At 64.5% G+C, this 18522-nt stretch carries 15 protein-coding genes and 1 riboswitch; of the genes, 8 read left to right on the top strand and 7 right to left on the bottom strand.

Features of this window, described 5'->3' with window-relative positions; translation table 11 throughout:
• Positions 1-32 precede the first annotated feature (32 nt).
• From KY494_RS00280 to KY494_RS00260, 5 genes are all read right to left on the bottom strand, one after another.
• A complete protein-coding gene (locus KY494_RS00280; protein ID WP_258194561.1) occupies positions 33-1316 on the bottom strand; it encodes a TolC family protein in 1284 nt (427 codons plus the stop codon).
• Positions 1316-2629, bottom strand: coding sequence for an HlyD family type I secretion periplasmic adaptor subunit (locus tag KY494_RS00275; RefSeq protein WP_219889419.1), 1314 nt, complete (start codon positions 2627-2629; stop codon positions 1316-1318). Before KY494_RS00275 ends, KY494_RS00280 begins: the two co-directional genes overlap by 1 nt.
• Entirely contained in the window at positions 2626-4779 is a 2154-nt protein-coding gene (locus KY494_RS00270; RefSeq protein ID WP_219889418.1) for a type I secretion system permease/ATPase, read from the bottom strand. Before KY494_RS00270 ends, KY494_RS00275 begins: the two co-directional genes overlap by 4 nt.
• A gap of 82 nt (positions 4780-4861) precedes the next feature.
• Positions 4862-5533 (bottom strand): thioester domain-containing protein, encoded by a 672-nt coding sequence (locus tag KY494_RS00265; protein WP_219133882.1) that lies wholly within the window; start codon positions 5531-5533, stop codon positions 4862-4864.
• Positions 5534-5599: 66 nt separating this feature from the next.
• Positions 5600-9112 carry an SdrD B-like domain-containing protein gene (locus KY494_RS00260; RefSeq protein WP_219889417.1) on the bottom strand — a complete coding sequence of 1171 codons (3513 nt, stop codon included), beginning with the start codon at positions 9110-9112 and terminating at the stop codon, positions 5600-5602.
• Positions 9113-9498: 386 nt separating this feature from the next.
• Between KY494_RS00260 and KY494_RS00255 the strand changes: the two genes are divergently transcribed.
• The 8 genes from KY494_RS00255 (at position 9499) to KY494_RS00220 (ending at position 18042) form a co-directional block, all read left to right on the top strand.
• Positions 9499-10551, top strand: a complete 1053-nt coding sequence (locus tag KY494_RS00255) for a hypothetical protein (protein ID WP_258194560.1) — start codon at positions 9499-9501, stop codon at positions 10549-10551.
• The gene (gene recJ / locus KY494_RS00250) at positions 10548-12248 is read left to right on the top strand and encodes a single-stranded-DNA-specific exonuclease RecJ (protein ID WP_219889415.1); all 1701 of its coding nucleotides are present in this window, start codon (positions 10548-10550) and stop codon (positions 12246-12248) included. Before KY494_RS00255 ends, recJ begins: the two co-directional genes overlap by 4 nt.
• Positions 12249-12363: 115 nt before the next feature.
• Positions 12364-12951 carry an RDD family protein gene (locus tag KY494_RS00245; protein ID WP_219889414.1) on the top strand — a complete coding sequence of 196 codons (588 nt, stop codon included), beginning with the start codon at positions 12364-12366 and terminating at the stop codon, positions 12949-12951.
• A gap of 15 nt (positions 12952-12966) precedes the next feature.
• Positions 12967-13383, top strand: a complete 417-nt coding sequence (gene fos, locus KY494_RS00240; RefSeq protein ID WP_219889413.1) for a fosfomycin resistance glutathione transferase — start codon at positions 12967-12969, stop codon at positions 13381-13383.
• 267 nt (positions 13384-13650) lie between these two features.
• Positions 13651-13737, top strand: a riboswitch (cyclic di-GMP riboswitch).
• An 83-nt stretch (positions 13738-13820) separates the two neighbouring features.
• Complete coding sequence (locus KY494_RS00235; RefSeq protein ID WP_219889412.1) at positions 13821-16436, top strand: S53 family peptidase; 2616 nt, start codon at positions 13821-13823, stop codon at positions 16434-16436.
• 97 nt (positions 16437-16533) lie between these two features.
• On the top strand, positions 16534-16971 hold the full coding sequence (locus KY494_RS00230) for an MbcA/ParS/Xre antitoxin family protein (protein ID WP_219889411.1): 438 nt from the start codon (positions 16534-16536) through the stop codon (positions 16969-16971).
• A gap of 2 nt (positions 16972-16973) precedes the next feature.
• Positions 16974-17669: an RES family NAD+ phosphorylase gene (locus KY494_RS00225; protein ID WP_375143444.1), complete on the top strand. Its 696-nt coding sequence runs from the start codon at positions 16974-16976 to the stop codon at positions 17667-17669.
• A 52-nt stretch (positions 17670-17721) separates the two neighbouring features.
• The gene (locus KY494_RS00220; RefSeq protein WP_096235806.1) at positions 17722-18042 is read left to right on the top strand and encodes a DUF2288 domain-containing protein; all 321 of its coding nucleotides are present in this window, start codon (positions 17722-17724) and stop codon (positions 18040-18042) included.
• On the opposite strand, the gene KY494_RS00215 is transcribed toward KY494_RS00220, so the two are convergent.
• Together KY494_RS00215 and KY494_RS00210 are read right to left on the bottom strand one after the other, a co-directional pair.
• Positions 18039-18179: a hypothetical protein gene (locus KY494_RS00215; RefSeq protein ID WP_219889410.1), complete on the bottom strand. Its 141-nt coding sequence runs from the start codon at positions 18177-18179 to the stop codon at positions 18039-18041. The two genes, KY494_RS00220 and KY494_RS00215, sit on opposite strands and share 4 nt — an antisense overlap.
• Positions 18180-18278: 99 nt before the next feature.
• Entirely contained in the window at positions 18279-18476 is a 198-nt protein-coding gene (locus tag KY494_RS00210) for a hypothetical protein (protein ID WP_219889409.1), read from the bottom strand.
• Positions 18477-18522: the final 46 nt, after the last annotated feature.

Here is an 18522-nt window from a genome sequence, read left to right as displayed (position 1 = left end):
GTGTGCAACGCCGCACCCGCGCAGCAATTGTCCTATTGCGCCAGGCCGAACACCTGCAACAGCTGCCCGGACAGGGCGTACTGACGCATCTGCGCCAGGGTCAAACGGTGCATCTGGTCGATGCGCCGCTGCTGTATCGTGAAGTAGCTGTCACGCGTCTGGATGATCTGTTGCAGGTTGCGCCGGCCCGCCTCGTACTGGATGGTCCCACCCCGCACGACAAAGGCCATCTTCTTTTCCTGCTCTTCCAGCAAGGCCAGGGTGCGCTGCGCATTGGCGATACGCGGCAGCATGCTGGCCAGGTCGGCGCGCGTGCCCTGCTCGGCGCGGACCACGTCCGCGTCGGCCGCCTGGGCGCGGCTGATGCTCTCGTCGCGCTGCGCCAGGCTGCTGCCGCCCAACGGAAACTCCCAGCTCACGCCCACCGACCAGCCGCGCTGCTGGATGGTCGATGGCGGCGGCGTGGTCTTGTTATTCAACAGATGGCTGACATCGAGGTCCACTTTCGGCGCCAGGGTGGCCGCCACGCTGCGCACGCGCAGCCGGGCGGCGGCGGCGCGTTCGCGCGCGGCGCGCAATTGCGCCTGCTGCGTGTCGGCGTTTTCCAATGCCTGCGCCGGCAGCGGCGCAAACGTGAAGTCGGCAAACTGCGCCACCGGCTCGAAAGCCAGCGCTTCAAGCTTGATCTGCGCGGCCAGACGGTCCGTCAGCAAGCCGTCGTGTACCAGTTCCGCATCGAGCTGCGAGCTTTGCGCCAGCTCGCGGTCCACTTCCGATGCCTTGCCCAGCTCCGCCTGGCGCATCACCTGCTTCACCAGCTGCGTCACGTCGCGCAAGCGCTCCTGCGACTGCAGCAGGCCGCGCTCCAGGCGCTGCATGTCGAAATAGGCTTCGGCCAGCTTTTCCGCGCTTTCCTCCCTGGCCCGCTGCACGTCGAAGGCGGCGCCCGCCACTTCGCGCCCGGTCGCATCCATTTCGGCGCCGTCGGCGCCGCCGTTGTACACATTCCAGCGCAGGCTGGCCTCCACCTGGTGCGTGCGCCGTTGCACGTCCAGCGTGCCATCGAGGTCGTTGCTGCGCCCGCGCGTGGCCTGCAGCGCCGCATTCGGAAACAGGCGCGAACGGGCCTGTTTGTAGCGCGCCTCGGTGGTGGCCAGCGCCGCCTGCGCGGCGACCACTTGCGGATCGCGCGGCACGGCGCGCGCCAGCAAGGCCGGCAAGCCGCGCGCGGACTGCGCCTGGAAGGTGGCCGGTGGCGCGGACTGGGCCACCGCGTTTGCGCAGGCGAATGCCATGCAAAGTAAAAAAGCACGCATCAACGCTCCTGCAGGGAAGACTGCAAGCCGCGCAGCACGGGCTTGAACACATATTGCATCACCGAGCGGCGTCCCGTCAGGATGCCTACGTCGACCGGCATGCCGGGCGTGATCGGCAGTACCTTGCCATGCGCCGTCAACTGGCGGCGGTCGGTGCTGAGCTGCACCTCGAAATACGGCTCGTTGCGCTCGTCGGGGATGGCGTCGGCGCCCACGCGCACCACCTGCGCCTGCATGCGGCCATAGGTGGTGGCGTCATACGCCAGCACATTGGCCGAGGCGCTCTGCCCCACATGGATAAAGCCGATATCGGACGGTTTCACGCGCACGGAGATGAGCACCTCGGAGTCGGCCGGCACGATTTCCAGGATAGGCTTGCCTGGCTGCGCCACGCCGCCGACGGTGGCCACCAGCACGCGGTTGACGACGCCGTCGACGGGCGCCGTGATGTCGCGCCGGCTCACTTGATCCTGCTGACCCTTGACCGTGCTGGCCAGGGCGCCCGCCTTGGTTTCGTATTCGCTGCGCTGCGCGCCCCACTGGCCGCGCATGCGCGCTTCGACTTCGCCGGCCTGCGCCTGCGCTTCGGCCAGGGTAGCCAGCAAACGCGGCACGGAGCTGCGCAGGCCGTCGAGTTCCGTGCGCTGCTGCTGCACGCGCTGCTGCGCGTTCAGGTAGTCGCCGCGCGAACCGGCGCCCTCCTTGAACAGCCGCTCCTCGATCGACAGGCTTTCCAGCGCCAGCTTCATTCCCGCGTCCAGCTGGGCGATGCGGCCGTGCGCCTCGGCCAGTTCGCCGCGCCGGCGCGTCACGCCTTCGCGGGCGGCCGCCGTGGCGGAGGCGAATTCGCGCTGCCCGTCGCGCCACAACTGGGTTTCCTTGGCGATCAGTTCGGGCACTTCTTGCTGCCATGCCGGCTCGAAGCGGGGCGTGCCGCCCGTCAGCAGCGCGTCCAGGCGCGCCCTGCCCGCCAGCGCGGCCAGGCGATTCTGCACGCTGGCGCCCAGGTTGGCTTCATACTGGGCCGTGTCCAGGCGCAGCAGCAAATCGCCGCGATGCACTTGCTGGCCCGGCTGCACCAGCATCTCGCGCACGATGCCGCCTTCCAGGCTTTGCACTTCCTGCAGATGCGATGGCGGCGTGATGGCGCCACGGCCATTCACGGACACGTCGAGCTGGGCGAACGTGGCCCAGGCCAGCGTCAGCACCAGCAGCACGGCGATCAGCGCCAGCATGCGGATGACGAGGCGCCGCGGCTCGCGTTCCGGGTCCGGGTGGGCCGCCGGCAGCGGACGGGCGTTCAGGGCGCTCATGCCGTGGCTCCCTGTTCCACCGCAGGCTTGGCTGCCTGGCTATTGAGCACGCGCATGACCTCGTCGCGCGGGCCGTCGGCCACGATGCGGCCACGGTCGAACACGATCAGCCGGTCCACCAGCGCCAGCATGGCCATGCGGTGCGTGACGAGCACGATGGTGGTGTCCTGCAAGGTGCGCAGGCGCGCGATCAGGCGCTGTTCCGTGGCCGGATCGAACATGCTGCTCGGTTCATCGAGCAGCAGGATCGGCGGCTTGACCAGCAGCGCGCGCGCCATGGCCACGGCTTGCCGCTGGCCGCCGGACAGGCGCTCGCCCCGCTCGCCCACTTCCGTCGCCACGCCGTTGGGCAGCTGGGTGATGATGTCGTCCAGGCAGGCCAGGCGGATGGCGTCGAGCAGCTTGGCGTCATCGGGCTGGCTGCGGCCCAATTCGATGTTTTCGCGCAGCGTGCCATGGAACAGGGTCACGTCCTGCGGCACATAACCGATCTGGCGGCGCAGGCTCAACGGTTCGAGCTGGGTGCTGGCCAGGTCGTCGAACAGCACGCTGCCGCTTTGTGGACCATACTGGTTGAGCAGCAAGCGCAGCAAGGTGCTCTTGCCAGAACCGAGCTTGCCGATCACGCCCACTCTTTCGCCGGCGCGGATCTGCAGCTTGAGTTTATCGAGCAGCGGCGGCGAGTGCGGATACGCAAACCCCACGTCGCGAAATTCGATGCGTCCGGACAGGGGCGGCGCCTGCAGGCTGGCCGCATCGTCGTCGGTGGGCGCTTCCATGATTTTATTGAGTGCGTGATACGACAGCTTGGTCTGCTCCCAGCGCATGATCAGGCCCGCGATCTGGCTGACGGGCGCCAGGGCGCGGCCCGTCAGCATGCTCACGGCGATGATCTGGCCCAGGGTCAGCAGGCGTTCGCCCATCAGCAAGGCGCCGACGGCCACCACGGCCGTGCCGGACAGGGCCAGCACGGCCGTGTTGATGTAATTGACGCGGCTGACGATTTCGCGCGTCTCGACGCTGTTGGCGGCGATGGCCACGGTCAGGCTTTCCCATTTGCGGCGGCTCCACGCCTCGGCGCCCAGCGCCTTGATGGTGTCGAGGCCATTCATGGTTTCAAACAGGTGCGCCGTGCGCTGCCCGCTTTCCTGCATCGAGGCGGCCACATGGCGCGCCAGCGCCGCGCGCGAGGCAAAGGCGACCAGCAGCAGGATGGGAATGGCGGCCAGCGGCACCAGCACCAGCCAGCCGCCGACCAAGGCAATGACCAGCAGGAACAGCAGCAGGAAGGGCAAGTCGCCCAGGGTGGTCAGGGTGGTCGAGGCGAAGAATTCGCGCACCGATTCGAAATCGCGCACGGTATTGGCCAGCGTGCCGCCCGAGGCGGGCCGGCTGGCCGCGCGCAGGCGCAGGCACTGGGCGAAGATGCTCGACGAGAGGGCCACATCCATGCGCCGCGACGCCGTTTCCACCAGTTCGCCGCGCAGCAATCGCATGGCCAGTTCAAAACCGGTCAGCGCCACCACGGCGATCGTCAGCACCCACAGGCTGGAGGTGGCGTTGTTCGGGATCACGCGGTCATACACGGCCATCGCGTAGAACGGCACCAGCGCGCTGATGATATTGAGCACCAAAGTGCCCAGCAAGGCCCAGCGGAAAACCCAGCGGTTGCGATTGAAGACATCCCAGAACCAGCGCCCCGCCGCCGGCATGCTGTAGAGCAAGCTGCGCTGGTCGAAGAACATCACTGGACGCACGGCCACCCAGCGTCCGGCGGGCACTTCCTGCGCCAGCATGGCCGCGTCCAGCCAGGAACTGCCTTCGATGCCGGGCACATGGCATTCATACTTGCCGTCGGCGATCGTCAGCACCACCAGCGCCTGCCCCGCGCCATTCAACAGCAGGGCCGGCATTTCCGTGGGACGGCGCGGCTGGTCCATCGGCAGCGCCGTGCCGGCCAGGCTGCCATGGGCCAGCGCCTGGTCGAGGAAGTCGGCGGCGGCCAGGTCGCCATGCGCGACCACCCTGGCGCGCAGGCGTTCGGCCTGCACGGCAACGCCGAAAAAGCGCGCCAGGAAGACGATGGCCTCGGCGATGGCATCGGTGGACATGCCGGCCGAAGCGGTGGAAGTGTCGGGGGGTGGGGTCATGATCGGTTCACAATAAAACGCTGCGGCGCGCCGGTCGGGCGCGCCGCAGCGGGAACGCTATCGCTTGCGCGATGAGCGAGGGTTAGTTCAGCGCGGCGGCGCCCTTGCGGCGGCGCGCCATAAAGCCCAGCAAGCCCAGGCCGGCCACCAGCATGGCCCAGGTTTGCGCTTCCGGCACCGGCGACACGCTCAGCAGGGTTTGCGAAGCGGGGTTGACGCTGGTCAGGCTGGTGTAGTTGTACAGGTTCTTGATGCTGCCGTCGCCCGTCGCCACGCCCAGCATGGCGTTGGCCTGGCTGACGACTGCATTGTTCAGGTTCCTGAAGCGCAGCTCGCCCGTCGACAGATTGCTGTTGTCATTATTCAATTCCCACAGGGCCAGCTGGAAGGCGGCGGCACTGTTGGCATTGGTCGACACATTCGCGATGGACGAGGCGTAATAGCCCTCGTACAGGCGCTTGACGGCGTCGCTGGCGGCAAAGACGCCACTGCTGTAGTTGTTCGAGACGTTGCTCAGCCCGACATGGGGATCGAGGCAAAACGCCAGGAAGGTATTGCTGTCGTACTTGACTTGCCACAAGGTCGGCGAAATGCTGCTGCCGGCGCCGAAGGCACCGCCGCTGGCCGTAAACACACTGACGCTATGCGAGTCGACGACTTGCAGATTGGACGCTGCCAGGGCACTGCCGCTGGCGAGGGTGAAAACAGCGGCTGTGATGGCGGCGCGGACGATCAGGTGCATCGATTGTTTCATGGTGTATTCCCTATTATTTATCAAATGTGGAGAGCGCCGGGCAGGATGACTGCCCGGCAAGAGACATCAGACAGCCATTTCCTGGGGCTGTGCAGTGGTGTGTGCCATGGCGCGGCGCAATACCTCCGCCATCTCGCACTGCGCCTGGGCTTCGACAGCGGGAGCAGCCGGGGCTGCAGCCACCGTGGCGACGCTCGCATCCTGCCCCAGCGCCGTGTCGAGCGCGTGGTCGTCGCGCAGCAAGTCAGCCATGCTTGGCAGCGATACGCCGGCCTTGGCCGCATCCTTGGCATCGACGTTGAAGTACACGTCCGTCATGTCGACTGTCTTGCCGTTGGCCAGGGTGGCGCTGCTGCGCTCCAGGTGCAGGTTGTCGTTGGCGTCGAGGAAAGGCAGTGCCGTGTAGGACACCGTCAGGCTGGCGACGCCCGCGTCGTGCAGCGACATCAGTTCGCCGTCGTCCGTCACGCCATTGCTGTTGGCGTCGCGCCAGATGCGCAGTTCGGCAAACTTGTCATCTTTCGCGTCGACCACGCCGTCGCCGTTCGAGTCATAGCTGGACAGCTTGGCAAAGCCCGTGCCCTTCTCGTTGCCGCCAAACAGTTCGGAAATATTGTCGATCTTGCCATTGCCATTGCTGTCGATGGCCAGCAAGCCGTCATGGGCCGAGACCCAGCCCGACTGGATGGCGCTGCCCGTGCCCAGCAAGTCGAAGCTGCCGTGGAAGTCGGCGCGGGCGATGGTATGCACGCCGTCGCCGTTCAGGTCGATCACGATAGGCGTGATGGCGGCATCCCAGCTCATGTCGTTCTGGCCCGAGGCCAGTTTCAGGACGTCCGTGTAGACCACGTTGGCATACGAGCCATTGCTGTTGACGTCCGAATCGACGTTGTCGTTCGAGCCCACGTTCTTCACGCCCCAGCGCCAGCTATCCATGGCGTAGCCGGCATGGTACACGCCCGATTTGTCGAACTTGAGCGAGTAGCTGCCCGGATCGAGGTCGGCAAACTTGTAGTTGCCATTCGAGTTCGTGTAGGTGGTCGCCAGCAACGTCCCACTGCCCGAAAACAGTTGCACCTTGATGTTGGCGATGCCCGCCTCGTTGCTATCCTGTACGCCGTCATGGTCGGCGTCGCGCCACACCTTGTCGCCCAGGCTGGCCTTGCGGTAGATGCCCGCATCCCAGCTCATGTCGTTCTGGCCGGCGGCCAGGTTGATCAGGCCGGAACGCCCCGTGCTCGTATCGATGTCGGAATCGCTGGCGTCATTGCCGACATTCGCCTTGGTGTAATAAAAACCCGATAGACGCACGACTGCCACCTTGTAGCCGCCGGCGACGAGATTGTCGAACAGATAATTTCCGCTGGCATTCGTCGTTGTCGTGGCAATGATCTGGTTGCTGGCATTGAGCAGGTTGACTTTCACCCCCGCCACGCCCAGTTCGCCCGCATCCTGCACGCCATTGTAGTTATTGTCTTCCCACACGCGATTGCCGATGCTGCCGGTGACAGGCGCGCATTTGACCAGGCCCGCATCCCAATCGAGCTGGACGTCACCCGATTTCAGCGCGATCATGGTGGTGGTCAGACCGGTGGCCGGATTGACATCCGAATCGGTGGCATAGCCGCCCACATCCGCCTTGGTGAAATTGTAGCCGGCTGGTGGCACGAAACCCAGGTAGTAATTGCCGGGCACCAAGTTGCTGAACAAGTAATGGCCAGTGGCATCGGTGGTGGCGCTGGCCACCACAGCGCCTGCGGCGTTGTACAGATTGACTTTCACGCCAGCCATACCCGCTTCGCCCGCGTCCTGCGTGCCGTTGCCGTTGGCGTCAAGCCACACGCGGTCGCCAATGCTGGCTGTTTTATACAGGCCCGCATCGAGGTCCTTGTAGTTCTGGCCGGCGGCAACGGTCACCAGGGCGCTCTGGCCTGCCGCGTTGATATCGCTGTCGAGCGCATCGTTGCCGCCCGCATCCTTGACCGTGCTCAAATAGCCTGGCGGCGCGACGACGGCGACGGAATACGTGCCGGCATCGACGCTGAAGTTGTAATAGCCGGCGGCATCCGTGACGGTCGAGCCGATCACGCCGCCGGCCGCATTTTTCAGCTGCACCGTGACGCCGCCGATACCCGCTTCGCCCGCATCCTGCACGCCGTTCAAGTTGGCGTCATGCCAGACGCGGTCGCCCAAGGAGGCCGGCAGGGCCACGATGCCCGCATCCAGGCTATGGTTGCTGTCGCCGGAAGCAAGCAGCACTTGCGCCGTCTTGCCGTCGATGGCGCTGGCGTCGGAATCGCGCTGCTCGTCGCCGCCCTGGTCCTGGCCCGTGAAAGCATAGCCAGCAGGCAAGCTGGTCTTGTCGAACTGGACGCTGTAGGCGCCCGGTTTCAGATTCGTAAACAGATAGTTGCCATTCGCATCCGTGACGAGCGGACTGCCGACGGCATTGCCCGAGGCATCGAGCAAGGTCACTTTCACGCCGGCCACGCCCGCCTCGCCCGCATCTTGCACGCCGTTCTTGTTGGCGTCGAACCACACACGGTCGCCCAGCTCGGCGGCGCGGTACAGGCCCGCGTCCAGGCTCGAATTGGTCTCGCCCGGCGCCAGGGTGACGGGCGCCATGTTGCCGGCAGCATCGATATTGCTATCCTTGGCCGCGTCGCCGCCCTGGCTGGCAGCTGTCGCCGTGTAGCCATTCGGCGTGACGACGGTGACGGAATACGTGCCGGGATCGACGTCGAAGTGGTAGCCGCCATTGGCGTCAGTGGTGGTCGACGCCACCACCGTGCCGGCGCCATCTTTCAATTGCACCACGACATTGGCGATGCCCGCTTCGCCCGCATCCTGCACGCCGTTGGCGTTCTTGTCTTCCCAGACGAAGTCGCCCAGGTGGGCCATCGGTACGTTGAAGGTCAGGTGATGCGGAACCAGGCTCAGGTCTTGCGCGTTGCAACCGGCGGTGCCGCCGTCATCGCGCACCTTGAAGCCCAGATCGAAATTGCCGGCCACGCTCTGGCTAGGCACAAAGACCAGGTGGCCAGCGCGGATGTCGTCGATGGCAATCTCCGTGCCCACCGCGACGGCCACGCCATTGAGCAAAACCTGGCCGGCAGTCGTCGTGTTGGTAATGACGACCGACTTGAAGCCGTTGTGTTCCACCTCGTCGTGGAAGCCGAAATCGCCTTCGCTGAGCACGACGCTGGCGCCATCGACCAGGTTGAAGGTCTTGTCGGCCGCGTCGGGCGCGTCGTTGACGGGATCGATGATCACTTGCAGTTCCAGCTGGAAGAGATCGCCATTGCCCTTGTCGATCGTCACCTGGATGGTCGAGAAATTGCCGTTGTAGTTGGCTGCCCAGTCGCCGGGACGCACATACACGGTGTCCGCGTCGAGCATGCCGAACAGGGGCGTGTTGCTGGTCGATTCCGTATCATCCGGTAACAGGACGGTAAAATTCTTGATGTTCAGCTCGCCTTGCGCCGTGTAGCCGGCCTGTATCAGCAAGTCGCGGATATCAAAGTTCTTGTTGATGTCTTCGCACACGTGAACCGTGGTCGACAAATTGTAGGTAGTCATGCGGCCTCCTGGCGATGCGCAGCGCTGGCGGCAGGAGTGGAAACGTGAGAGGCCAGGGCGCGATCAACCTGGCTGCGCAAAGCGGCGAATGTATACATGAGTGGGCTTCCAAGAAAGAAACTTGTTTAAAAAATGAAGCCGGCAGCATCTTGTATACAGTTTCGAGGGACACAAGAGCCAAACGACGCAACCACACAGCAGGAGTGTGATTATCTTTCTGACATTTAAGTTGACGCAATTATATCGTCGATATTTTCAAAAGCAAATTGTTTTCCCTAAATAAAAATTAAATTTATATAACCTTGATGTTTTTTTGATACCTAGCCTGCCCAAGGAAGATTATCTGCCCCTACTCTGGCATGGCCACAATCGCCTACAATCTCGGGATGAATCAACTTACCCTCGTCCTGCCCTGCGCCTTGCCCAATGCCGAACTGGCTGCCGACCTGCTCAAGGTCTTGCAGGCGCCCACGCTGGCGGCCCTGCTGTCGCGCACCTCCGCTTGCAATGTGGAAGCTTTTGACAACGCCAAGCGCCTGTTGCCGCACGAAGCGTGGCTGGCGCATGCGCTGGCCCTGGCGCCCGCGCCCAACGGCGAGGCGGCGCAGGCGGCCTTTGCCGCACTGGCCATGCGCGGCTACGGCCTTGTGCCGGAGCCTGGCGCCCGTTACTTCCTGCTGCACCCGGCCCACCTGGCCATCGCCCGCAGCCATATCAGCCTGGAAGACTTGCGCCAGCTCAAGCTGAGCGAGGATGACGGGCGCGCCCTGTTCGACATTGCGGCCCCGTATTTCGACGAAATCGGCCAACCGCTCGCGTATGGCGATGCGGGCACCTGGTTCATGCGCGCCGACGCCTGGAGCGACTTGCAGTGCGCCTCGCCGGACGCCGCCACCACGCAGGATCTGTCCGTCTGGATGCCGGAAGGCGAGCACGCGCGCGCCGCGCGCCGCCTGCAGAACGAAGTGCAGATGCTGTGGCATGAACACCCTGTCAATGCGGCGCGCGAAGAGCGGGGCTTGAAAGCCGTCAATGCCTTCTGGATCTGGGGCGCCAGCCTGGCTAACGCTGAAGCTGCGCGCTGCGCCGCCAGCCTGCATACGCAGAATGCGCCCGGCTGGCTGGCCGCGCTGGCGGAACCGGCGCGGCGCGATGCCAGTCCAAACAGTGTGCTGGCGGACCAATCCGACACGATCGTCGTGCTGGGCGGCCTGATCGAAGCGGCGCAGGCCCAGGAATGGGGCATGTGGCTACAGCAATTGCACGCGCTGGAAGCGGACTGGTTCGCCCCCCTGCTGGCGGCCCTCAAAGATGGCCGTGTGGGCCAGTTGCGCCTGGTGCTGAGCCACCGCGACGCCTGGCTGGACTGCACCACCAGCAAACATGCGCAGCGCAAATTCTGGCGCGCGATTACCCTGAACAAGTTGAAAGCATCATGACCCGTACCCGCATCGCCACCCGTCCCTGCCCCTACCGCGAATCCGAACTGCTGCGCCAGGGCGGCATCCACCCCGTGCTGGCCCGTTTGTACGCCTCGCGCGGCCTGTCCGACGCGAAAGAACTGTCGAGCGAACTGGCGGCCCTGATGCCGCCGTCCGGCTTGCTGCACATCGGCGCGGCCGGCGTCTTCCTGGCCGACGCGATTGCCGCCAAGAAACGCATGGTCATCGTGGCTGACTACGATTGCGACGGTGCCACCGCCTGCGCCGTGGCCATCCGCGGCTTGCGCGCCATGGGCGCCGACGTCGATTTCATCGTGCCCAACCGTTTTGAATACGGCTACGGCCTGACGCCGGAAATCGTCGCACTGACGGCGCGCGAAAAGTCGCCCGACATCATCATCACCGTCGACAACGGCATCGCCAGCATCGACGGCGTGGCCGAAGCGAACCGGCGCGGCATCCAGGTGGTCGTCACCGACCACCATTTGCCGGCCGACACCCTGCCCGACGCGGCCGTCATCGTCAACCCGAACCAGCCCGCCTGCGGTTTTCCCAGCAAGAACCTGGCCGGCGTGGGCGTGGTGTTCTACGTGCTGCTGGCCCTGCGCGCCGAGCTGCGCCAAAGAGGCATTTACGACCAAAAAACCCAGCCGCCCCTGCAAAACCTGCTCGACTTGGTGGCGCTGGGCACCGTGGCTGACGTGGTGCGCCTCGATAGCAACAACCGCATCCTCGTCGCGCAAGGCCTGAAACGCATGCGCAAGGGCAATATGCACGCGGGCGTGGCCGCCCTGTTCCGCGTCGCCGGCCGCGAAGCGCGCAGCGCCACGCCGTTCGACCTGGGCTTTGCCCTGGGCCCGCGCCTGAATGCGGCCGGCCGCCTGCAAGACATGTCGCTGGGCATCGAATGCCTGATCACGGACGACGAAGGCCGCGCCTGGGCGCTGGCGCAGCAACTCAACGACATCAATCTGAAACGCCGCGAAATCGAGGCGGAAATGCAGGATACGGCCCTGCTGCACCTCGATGATTTCGAACCGGCCAACAGCAGCACCATCAGCGTCTTCGATGCATCCTGGCACCAGGGCGTGATCGGCATCGTCGCCTCGCGCCTGAAGGAAAAGTTTTATCGTCCGACCATCACGTTTGCACCGGGCGCGGACGGCTGGATCAAGGGGTCCGGCCGCTCGATTCCCGGCTTTCATTTGCGCGACGCACTCGACCTGGTGTCGAAACGGGCGCCGAGCCTGATCGACAAGTTCGGCGGCCACGCCATGGCGGCGGGCCTGACCATCCGCGCCGACGCTTTCGACGCGTTTTCCCAGGCCTTCGAAGCCGTGGGCCAGGCCTGGCTCAGCCAGCAGCAATTGGAAAGAGTCGTGGAAACGGACGGCCCGCTGGAAGACGCGTATTACACGACGGCCTTCATCGAGCTGATGGATGGGCAAGTGTGGGGCCAGGGCTTCGCCCCGCCCGTCTTCTGCGACGAATTCCGCGTCGTCAGCCAGCGCATATTAAAAGAGCGCCATTTGAAGCTGCTGCTGGAAAAGAACGGCGTGCGCTTCGACGCCATCTGGTTCGGCCACACGGATGCGCTGGGCGAACGCACCAGGGTCGCCTTCCGGCTCGATGCGAATGAATACAATGGCACGACCAAGGTGCAGCTCATGGTCGAACACGCGGAGCCTGCTTAATGGCGTGACTGTTGCCCCACCTCAAGCATGCGCCAGATAGCCAACATTCCCCCTAAGTAATAGCGTATCTAGTCATGCAGGCAACCGCCGGTTGCCTTGACTGGGAGGATATCGGATGGAATACGGGGGATTCTGGCGCCGGCTGGGCGCGTTTTTATTTGATCAAATAACGATGATATTAAGCCTTGCCGTAATTGGCGGCGTCATTGCCGCGGCAATATTCATTGCTTTACGTACCGTTGTGCCTACGCATATTATTGAAGAGCTTTCTCCTCTTCTTCTGCCTATCATGCTGGTATACAACGTCTTTCTAGTTGCTCGCTACGGTTCGACTCCAGGCATGTGGCTATTCAAATTAAAACTACGCATGCAGGATGGATCTGCAGTTACCAGCCGCGCCACTTGGCTACGCTACTCTGTCGTAGCCGGCCTCAGTCTATTGGCCGATATTCCAAGACTTTGGGAGCTCTTACTACTGTTCCTTCCTGCCACATTGACTCAGGGAGCCTCGGCCTTCGGCTACGCGAGCGCCTGGGAGGAATGGTTCGTTAATATAGTATGGATCTGGATGCTTAGCGAGTTCATCGCCCTGATGCTGAATAAACAGCGCCGCGCCCTGCAAGACTTCATGGCCGGCACTGTCGTCGTCAAGCTTTCAGCCAAAGCACCGCAAACGCCGCCACTGGCCATCACCCCCACCTGAAAGTTATCCAGCAACATGTTAACCGGCCTGAACCACCTCACCCTGTCCGTGCGCGACCTGGCGCGCAGCGTCGTCTTTTACCGCGACACCCTGGGCCTGCGCCTGCATGCGCGCTGGGACAGGGGTGCGTATTTATCGGCCGGGGATTTGTGGCTGTGCCTGTCGCTGGATGCAGGGGTGGCCAACGGCACGGGCGGCAGCTACACGCACTATGCCTTTTCCATCTCGCAGCAAGACTTCGCCGCCTTTGCCGCCCGCCTGCGCACGGCCTGCGTAGTGGAATGGCAGCAAAACAGCAGCGCCGGCGATTCCCTGTATTTTCTCGATCCGGACGGCCACCGACTGGAAGCCCACGCGGGCAGCCTGGCGCAGCGGTTGGCGGCCTGCCGCGCAGCGCCGTATTCAGGCATGGTGCTCGAGGCTGATGCTTGAAACAGCATATTCGATAAATTCATGAAATTCATTAATACAACAGAAGGAACAAGCGCCGTTGCTGTGAAAAAACACTGTCACGCATCGATACCCCTCTGACAACCTTGCCTATAAGGCTTAATCAAGCTGGCAAGATTGCACCCGAGAATAGGTAAATTCGCCACATTTCATTGCAAAAATGAAAATGTTCATTGAAAATAGTTAACACTTATTTGGCAAATTCACTAGAATCAATAACGCATCAAGAAGTTTGTAGCGATGCATGATCAATTCTGAGGGCAAACCCGTCGAAAGGCGGGGACGCAAAGCCACCGGCCTACCGCGCACAAGCGCCACGGCAGCGGGGCTGCCAATGCAGGGCCAGGACCGCCAGCGCGCGGCACCATGCCAGGATGCATTGTCGAGATGTGGCCCTCGCCAACTCGGAGAGTTTCGCCATGAAAAAATTCACCCCCCCGCATCCCCGTCACGGGCGCCTGCTGCTGGGCGCCACGGCCGCCATCCTGCTGGGCGCTTGCGGCCCCGGTCAGGAGACATCGGCGCCGCCCGCCGCCATTGCCACGGCGGCAACTCAATTCACTGTCGAAGTGCCCGTCATCCCCGCCGCCGTCGGTGCGCTGGTGGCGCAGCCGATGTTCCATGCCGCCCCCGCCCTGCTCGATGCGCCTGACGGGCGCGACAGCGCCAACAGCAGCGGCTCGGCCCACTGGCGCCCGCACATGCAGCGGGTGCCCGGCGCCATGACGGACATCAGCACGCGCCGCCTGACGGCGCAAAAGATCGCCGCCGCGCAACAGGCAGCACAGGATATCTCGCCGCTGGCCAGCGACGGATCGGGCCTGGCCGCGCCCATGGCTGGCAGCAGCATGGTGGCAACGTACTCTCCCGCGCAAATCCGCGCCGCCTACGACCTGCCCGCGCTGCCGGCGGCGGGCACGGCGCTGACGCCCAGCCAGGCGGCCCAGTTGGGCGCGGGGCAGACGATCTATATCGTCGACGCCATGCACAACCCGAACGCGGCGGCCGAACTGGCCATCTTCAACCAGAAATTCGGCTTGCCCGGCTGCACCACCAAGGCCATCGCCACGAATGCCACCCTGCCCTTGCCGTCCGCCCCGGCCAGCGGCTGTGAATTTTCTGTTGTCTACAACACGCCATCGAGCACGATGACGGCCACCGCGCCCGCCTACAACTCGGGCTGGGCCATGGAAATCGCGCTCGACGTGCAGTGGGCGCATGCCACGGCGCCGCTGGCGCGCATCGTGCTGATCGAGGCGCCCGACGCGTCCATCAACAGCCTGCTGGGCGCCGTGCGCCTGGCCAATCTGATGGGACCTGGCGTCGTGTCGATGAGCTTTGGCGCCGCCGAAGGCAGCTGGACGGCTTCCGTCGACAGCGCCTTCACGGGCAAGAACATGAGCTACCTGGCCGCCACGGGCGACTCGGGCAGCGGCGTATCCTGGCCGTCCGTGTCACCGAACGTGCTGGCCGTGGGCGGCACCACGCTCAGCTACAGCGGCAGCGGCGTGCGCAGCGAAGCGGCCTGGTCCGGTACGGGCGGCGGCATCAGCGCCTACACGGCACTGCCCACCTACCAGACGGCCAACGTGCCCGGCCTGACCAATCTGCTGCGGCGCAACGTAGCCGATGTGGCCTTCAATGCCGACCCTGCCACCGGCCAATACACGGCCGTGATGGCACAGGGCAGCAGCACCGCCAGCTGGCTCAGTATCGGCGGCACCAGCCTGTCCACGCCACAGTGGGCCGGTCTGGTCGCCATCGCCAACGCCAGCCGCGCGCTGCAAGCGAAGACGGCGCTCGGCTTGCCGCACAGCATACTGTATGGCCAGATCGCCACCGTCCCCGGCACCTTTGCCAGCAGCTTCGCCGACATCACGCGCGGCAGCAACGGCACCTGCGGCGTGTGCACGGCCAGGGTCGGCTATGACCCGCTGGGCGGCCTGGGCACGCCCAACGTGAAAAGCCTGCTGGCCAGCCTGTCGGGCACGCAGATCGCCCCAACCGCCCCCGTGGTGACCGGGGCCAGCATCAGCGGCATGGTCGGCACGTCGCTGTCGTTCACGGTATCGGCCAGCGCCGCCAATGCCCTCAGCTACACCATGCTGGGCGCGCCGGTCGGCATGAGCATCGCCGCCACAGGCGTGGTCAGCTGGACCGCCCCCGTGGCCGGCACGTATGCCGTGACCATGGTGGCCAAGGATACCGTCAGTGGTCTCAGTGGCCAGGGCGTGTACAACATCGTCATCGCGCCGCAACCGGCGCCTGTCGTCGCCGCCGGCGCCGTCACGGGCAAGGTCGGCACGGCGCTGGCCTTCACTGTCAGCGTCACCGCGCCGAACCCCGTCAGCTATACGCTCGCAGGCGCGCCGGCCGGCATGAGCATCAGCAGCGCGGGCCTGGTGAGCTGGGCGACGCCGCTGGCGGGCACCTATGCCGTCACCGTCACGGCCAAGGACAGCAAGACCGGCTTGAGCGGCAAAGGCATCTACACGGTGGCCATCTCCGCCCCGCTGCCGCCCGTGGTCACCGTCGCCGGCGTCAGCGGCAAGCCCGGCGTGGCCCTGTCGTTCACGGCCACGACGGTGGCGCCCAATCCCGTCACCTACAGCCTGTCGGGAGCGCCGTCCGGCATGAGCATCAATGCCGCAGGCGTCGTCAGCTGGGCCAGCCCCGTGCTGGGCAGCTACAGCGTGACCGTCATCGCCAAGGATACGAAAACGCTCTTGACGGGCCAGGCCGTGGCCACGGTGAAAATCGCCGCCACCGGTCCGACGATCAGCGCCGCCGCCATGACGGGCGTGGCGGGCAAGGCCATGAGCGGCAGCATCGTGCTGACGGCGCCAGGTGCGACCTCGCTGCGGATCTCGATCGACGGCGCGCCGCTGGGCATGCAGTTTTCCATGAGCGGCCTGACCATCACGGCCTACTGGCCGCAACCGGTGACCGGCAGCTATACGCTGAAGGTGGTGGCGCTGGACAATAACGGCTTGACGGCACAACTGAACGTGCCTGTCACCATCACGGCAAAGTAAGCCAGCGAGATCCGCCAACTCATGCGCACGCACCTTGCAACGAATCCTGAAACGGAGTATAAATAGTCCATAAACAGAGTCCCAGTAAAGGAATGCCATGAATCTCGCGTATGCCTACCCCAAGAGCCGCTTCGAGCCGGCCGTGCTCGTCGACCTGAATGCCAAGGCCGAGCGCGAGCGATTGTCGCAGGCGGCCCTGAAAGGCTTCTTCAAGCTGGCCACCGCCTGGAAGCTGCGCGACGACGATGCGCGCGAGCTGCTGGGCGGTCTGTCCAGCAGCGCCTGGTACGAGTGGAAAAAGCACCCGGACCGCGTGCTGGAAGTGGACCGCATCACGCGCATTTCGTATTTGCTGGGCATCTACAAGGCCTTGCACATCCTGTACGGCGACAAGCTGGCCGACGACTGGGTGAGCTTGCCCAACAAAAACCCGGTCTTCGGCGGCCGCACGCCCCTGTCGCAGATGCTGGCCGGCGGCTTGCTGGCCATGCAGACGGTGCGCAAGCTGCTCGACGCGCGCCGCGGAGGGCTGTAATCGTGCTGCCGCACCTGGCATGCCTGCCGCCGCTGGCCGCCCTGCGCCAGATCGACACCTGCCGCCTGATTCCCTCGCGCTTCGCCGACATGGAAGACTCCGTGCTGGCGCCCCTGGCCGAAGACGACGATCACCTGCGCGAACTGTTCGAACTCGATAACGCCACCAACGCGCGCCTGGTGGCCGAGTACGGCGGCGCGCCAGGAATTGGCGTGGACGAGCTGGTTTTTGGCGTGCCGAACTTTCGCATCATCAACGCCGCCTACACGTATGCCCGCCCGGAAGGGGCGCGTTTCAACGATGGCGAGCGGGGCGCCTGGTATTGCGCCTTCGACATGAAAACGGCGCTGGCCGAGATCATTTTCCATAAAACCGTGGAATACCAGGAAATCGACTATTTCGACGACAGCGTCAGCTACCAGTCGCTGCTGGCTGATTTTTCCGCCAGCTTCCACGACCTGCGCGGCCAGCAGCGCTATCAGGCTTGCCTGGACCCGGCCAGCTACATCGCCTCGCAGGACCTGGCCGCCATCCTGCTCGACGCCGGCTCCATGGGCGTGATCTTCCCCAGCGTGCGGCACGCCAGCGGCACCAATCTGGCCTGCTTCCGCCCTGCCCTGGTGGGCAATGTTCGCAAAGGCGCCGCCTATCGGTTAACATGGCGGGGTACGCCGACGCCGCGCGTGGAAGCCCTGTAAGGCCAGCCAGCAGCGCGCAACGGCACCCGACTCACCGAACATTGATACTCGCATGCAAACCAATCCTGAAAAAGACACCGAACTGCGCCTCAAAGTGAACAGCGAAACGGCCCGCCTGGCCTGGAGCGAACTGGAAAAGCACTTCGCCCAGGGCAACGTCGTCTGGGTCGCCAATGAACTCGACCTGGTCGAAGTGGCCGTGCGCATCTCGCACGACGACAAGTCCACCATCACGCAATGGATGGTCGATGGCAAAGTGGCCAAGGTGTCGGACCAGCAGGCGCTGGACTGGCAGGCGGCCGATGCGGCCCTGTGGGCCGTCGTCGTCAGCCCGTTCATCCTGGTGCAGCAGGAAAAGCCGACGCAACACTAAAGACTGCGTTCGAGCATCAGGCGCAGCGACGCGCTGCCGTCCAGGCGCGTCACGCTGTCGCTGCGGCCCGCCTCATCCACATACGATTGCCCTTGCAGCGGTAGCTGGCGCAGCACGTTGGCTACTGACAGGCGCATGCGCGTTTTCGCGCCGCGCCAGCCGCGTGCCGACCGGATCGGACGCTGTTTCAGTCGTCCTTCCCGCCACGTCATCAGCCGTGCGCTCGACCGCCCCCGTCAGCAAATAGGCAAAATCGGGCAGCTTGTCCGCCACGCGCAGGGACGCGCCAAGCTGCTGTCGCCATATTGGGGCAGATCGTCGCTGGCGGCCGAAATTTCAACTTTCTGCAGCGGCGCATCCTCGGCGCAGGCAGCGACGGGCAAGAACAGCAAAGACAGAAAAAAGAACGGGGAAGTCGGCCTGGCGCTGCGCATGATGCCTTTTCTACACTGCGAAAATGAAGAGCGCAGTGTAGAGGAT

Origin of the sequence: Janthinobacterium sp. PAMC25594 (assembly GCF_019443505.1) — a bacterium.
Classification (GTDB): domain Bacteria; phylum Pseudomonadota; class Gammaproteobacteria; order Burkholderiales; family Burkholderiaceae_D; genus Janthinobacterium.
This window is presented reverse-complemented; position numbering and strand designations above follow the sequence as displayed.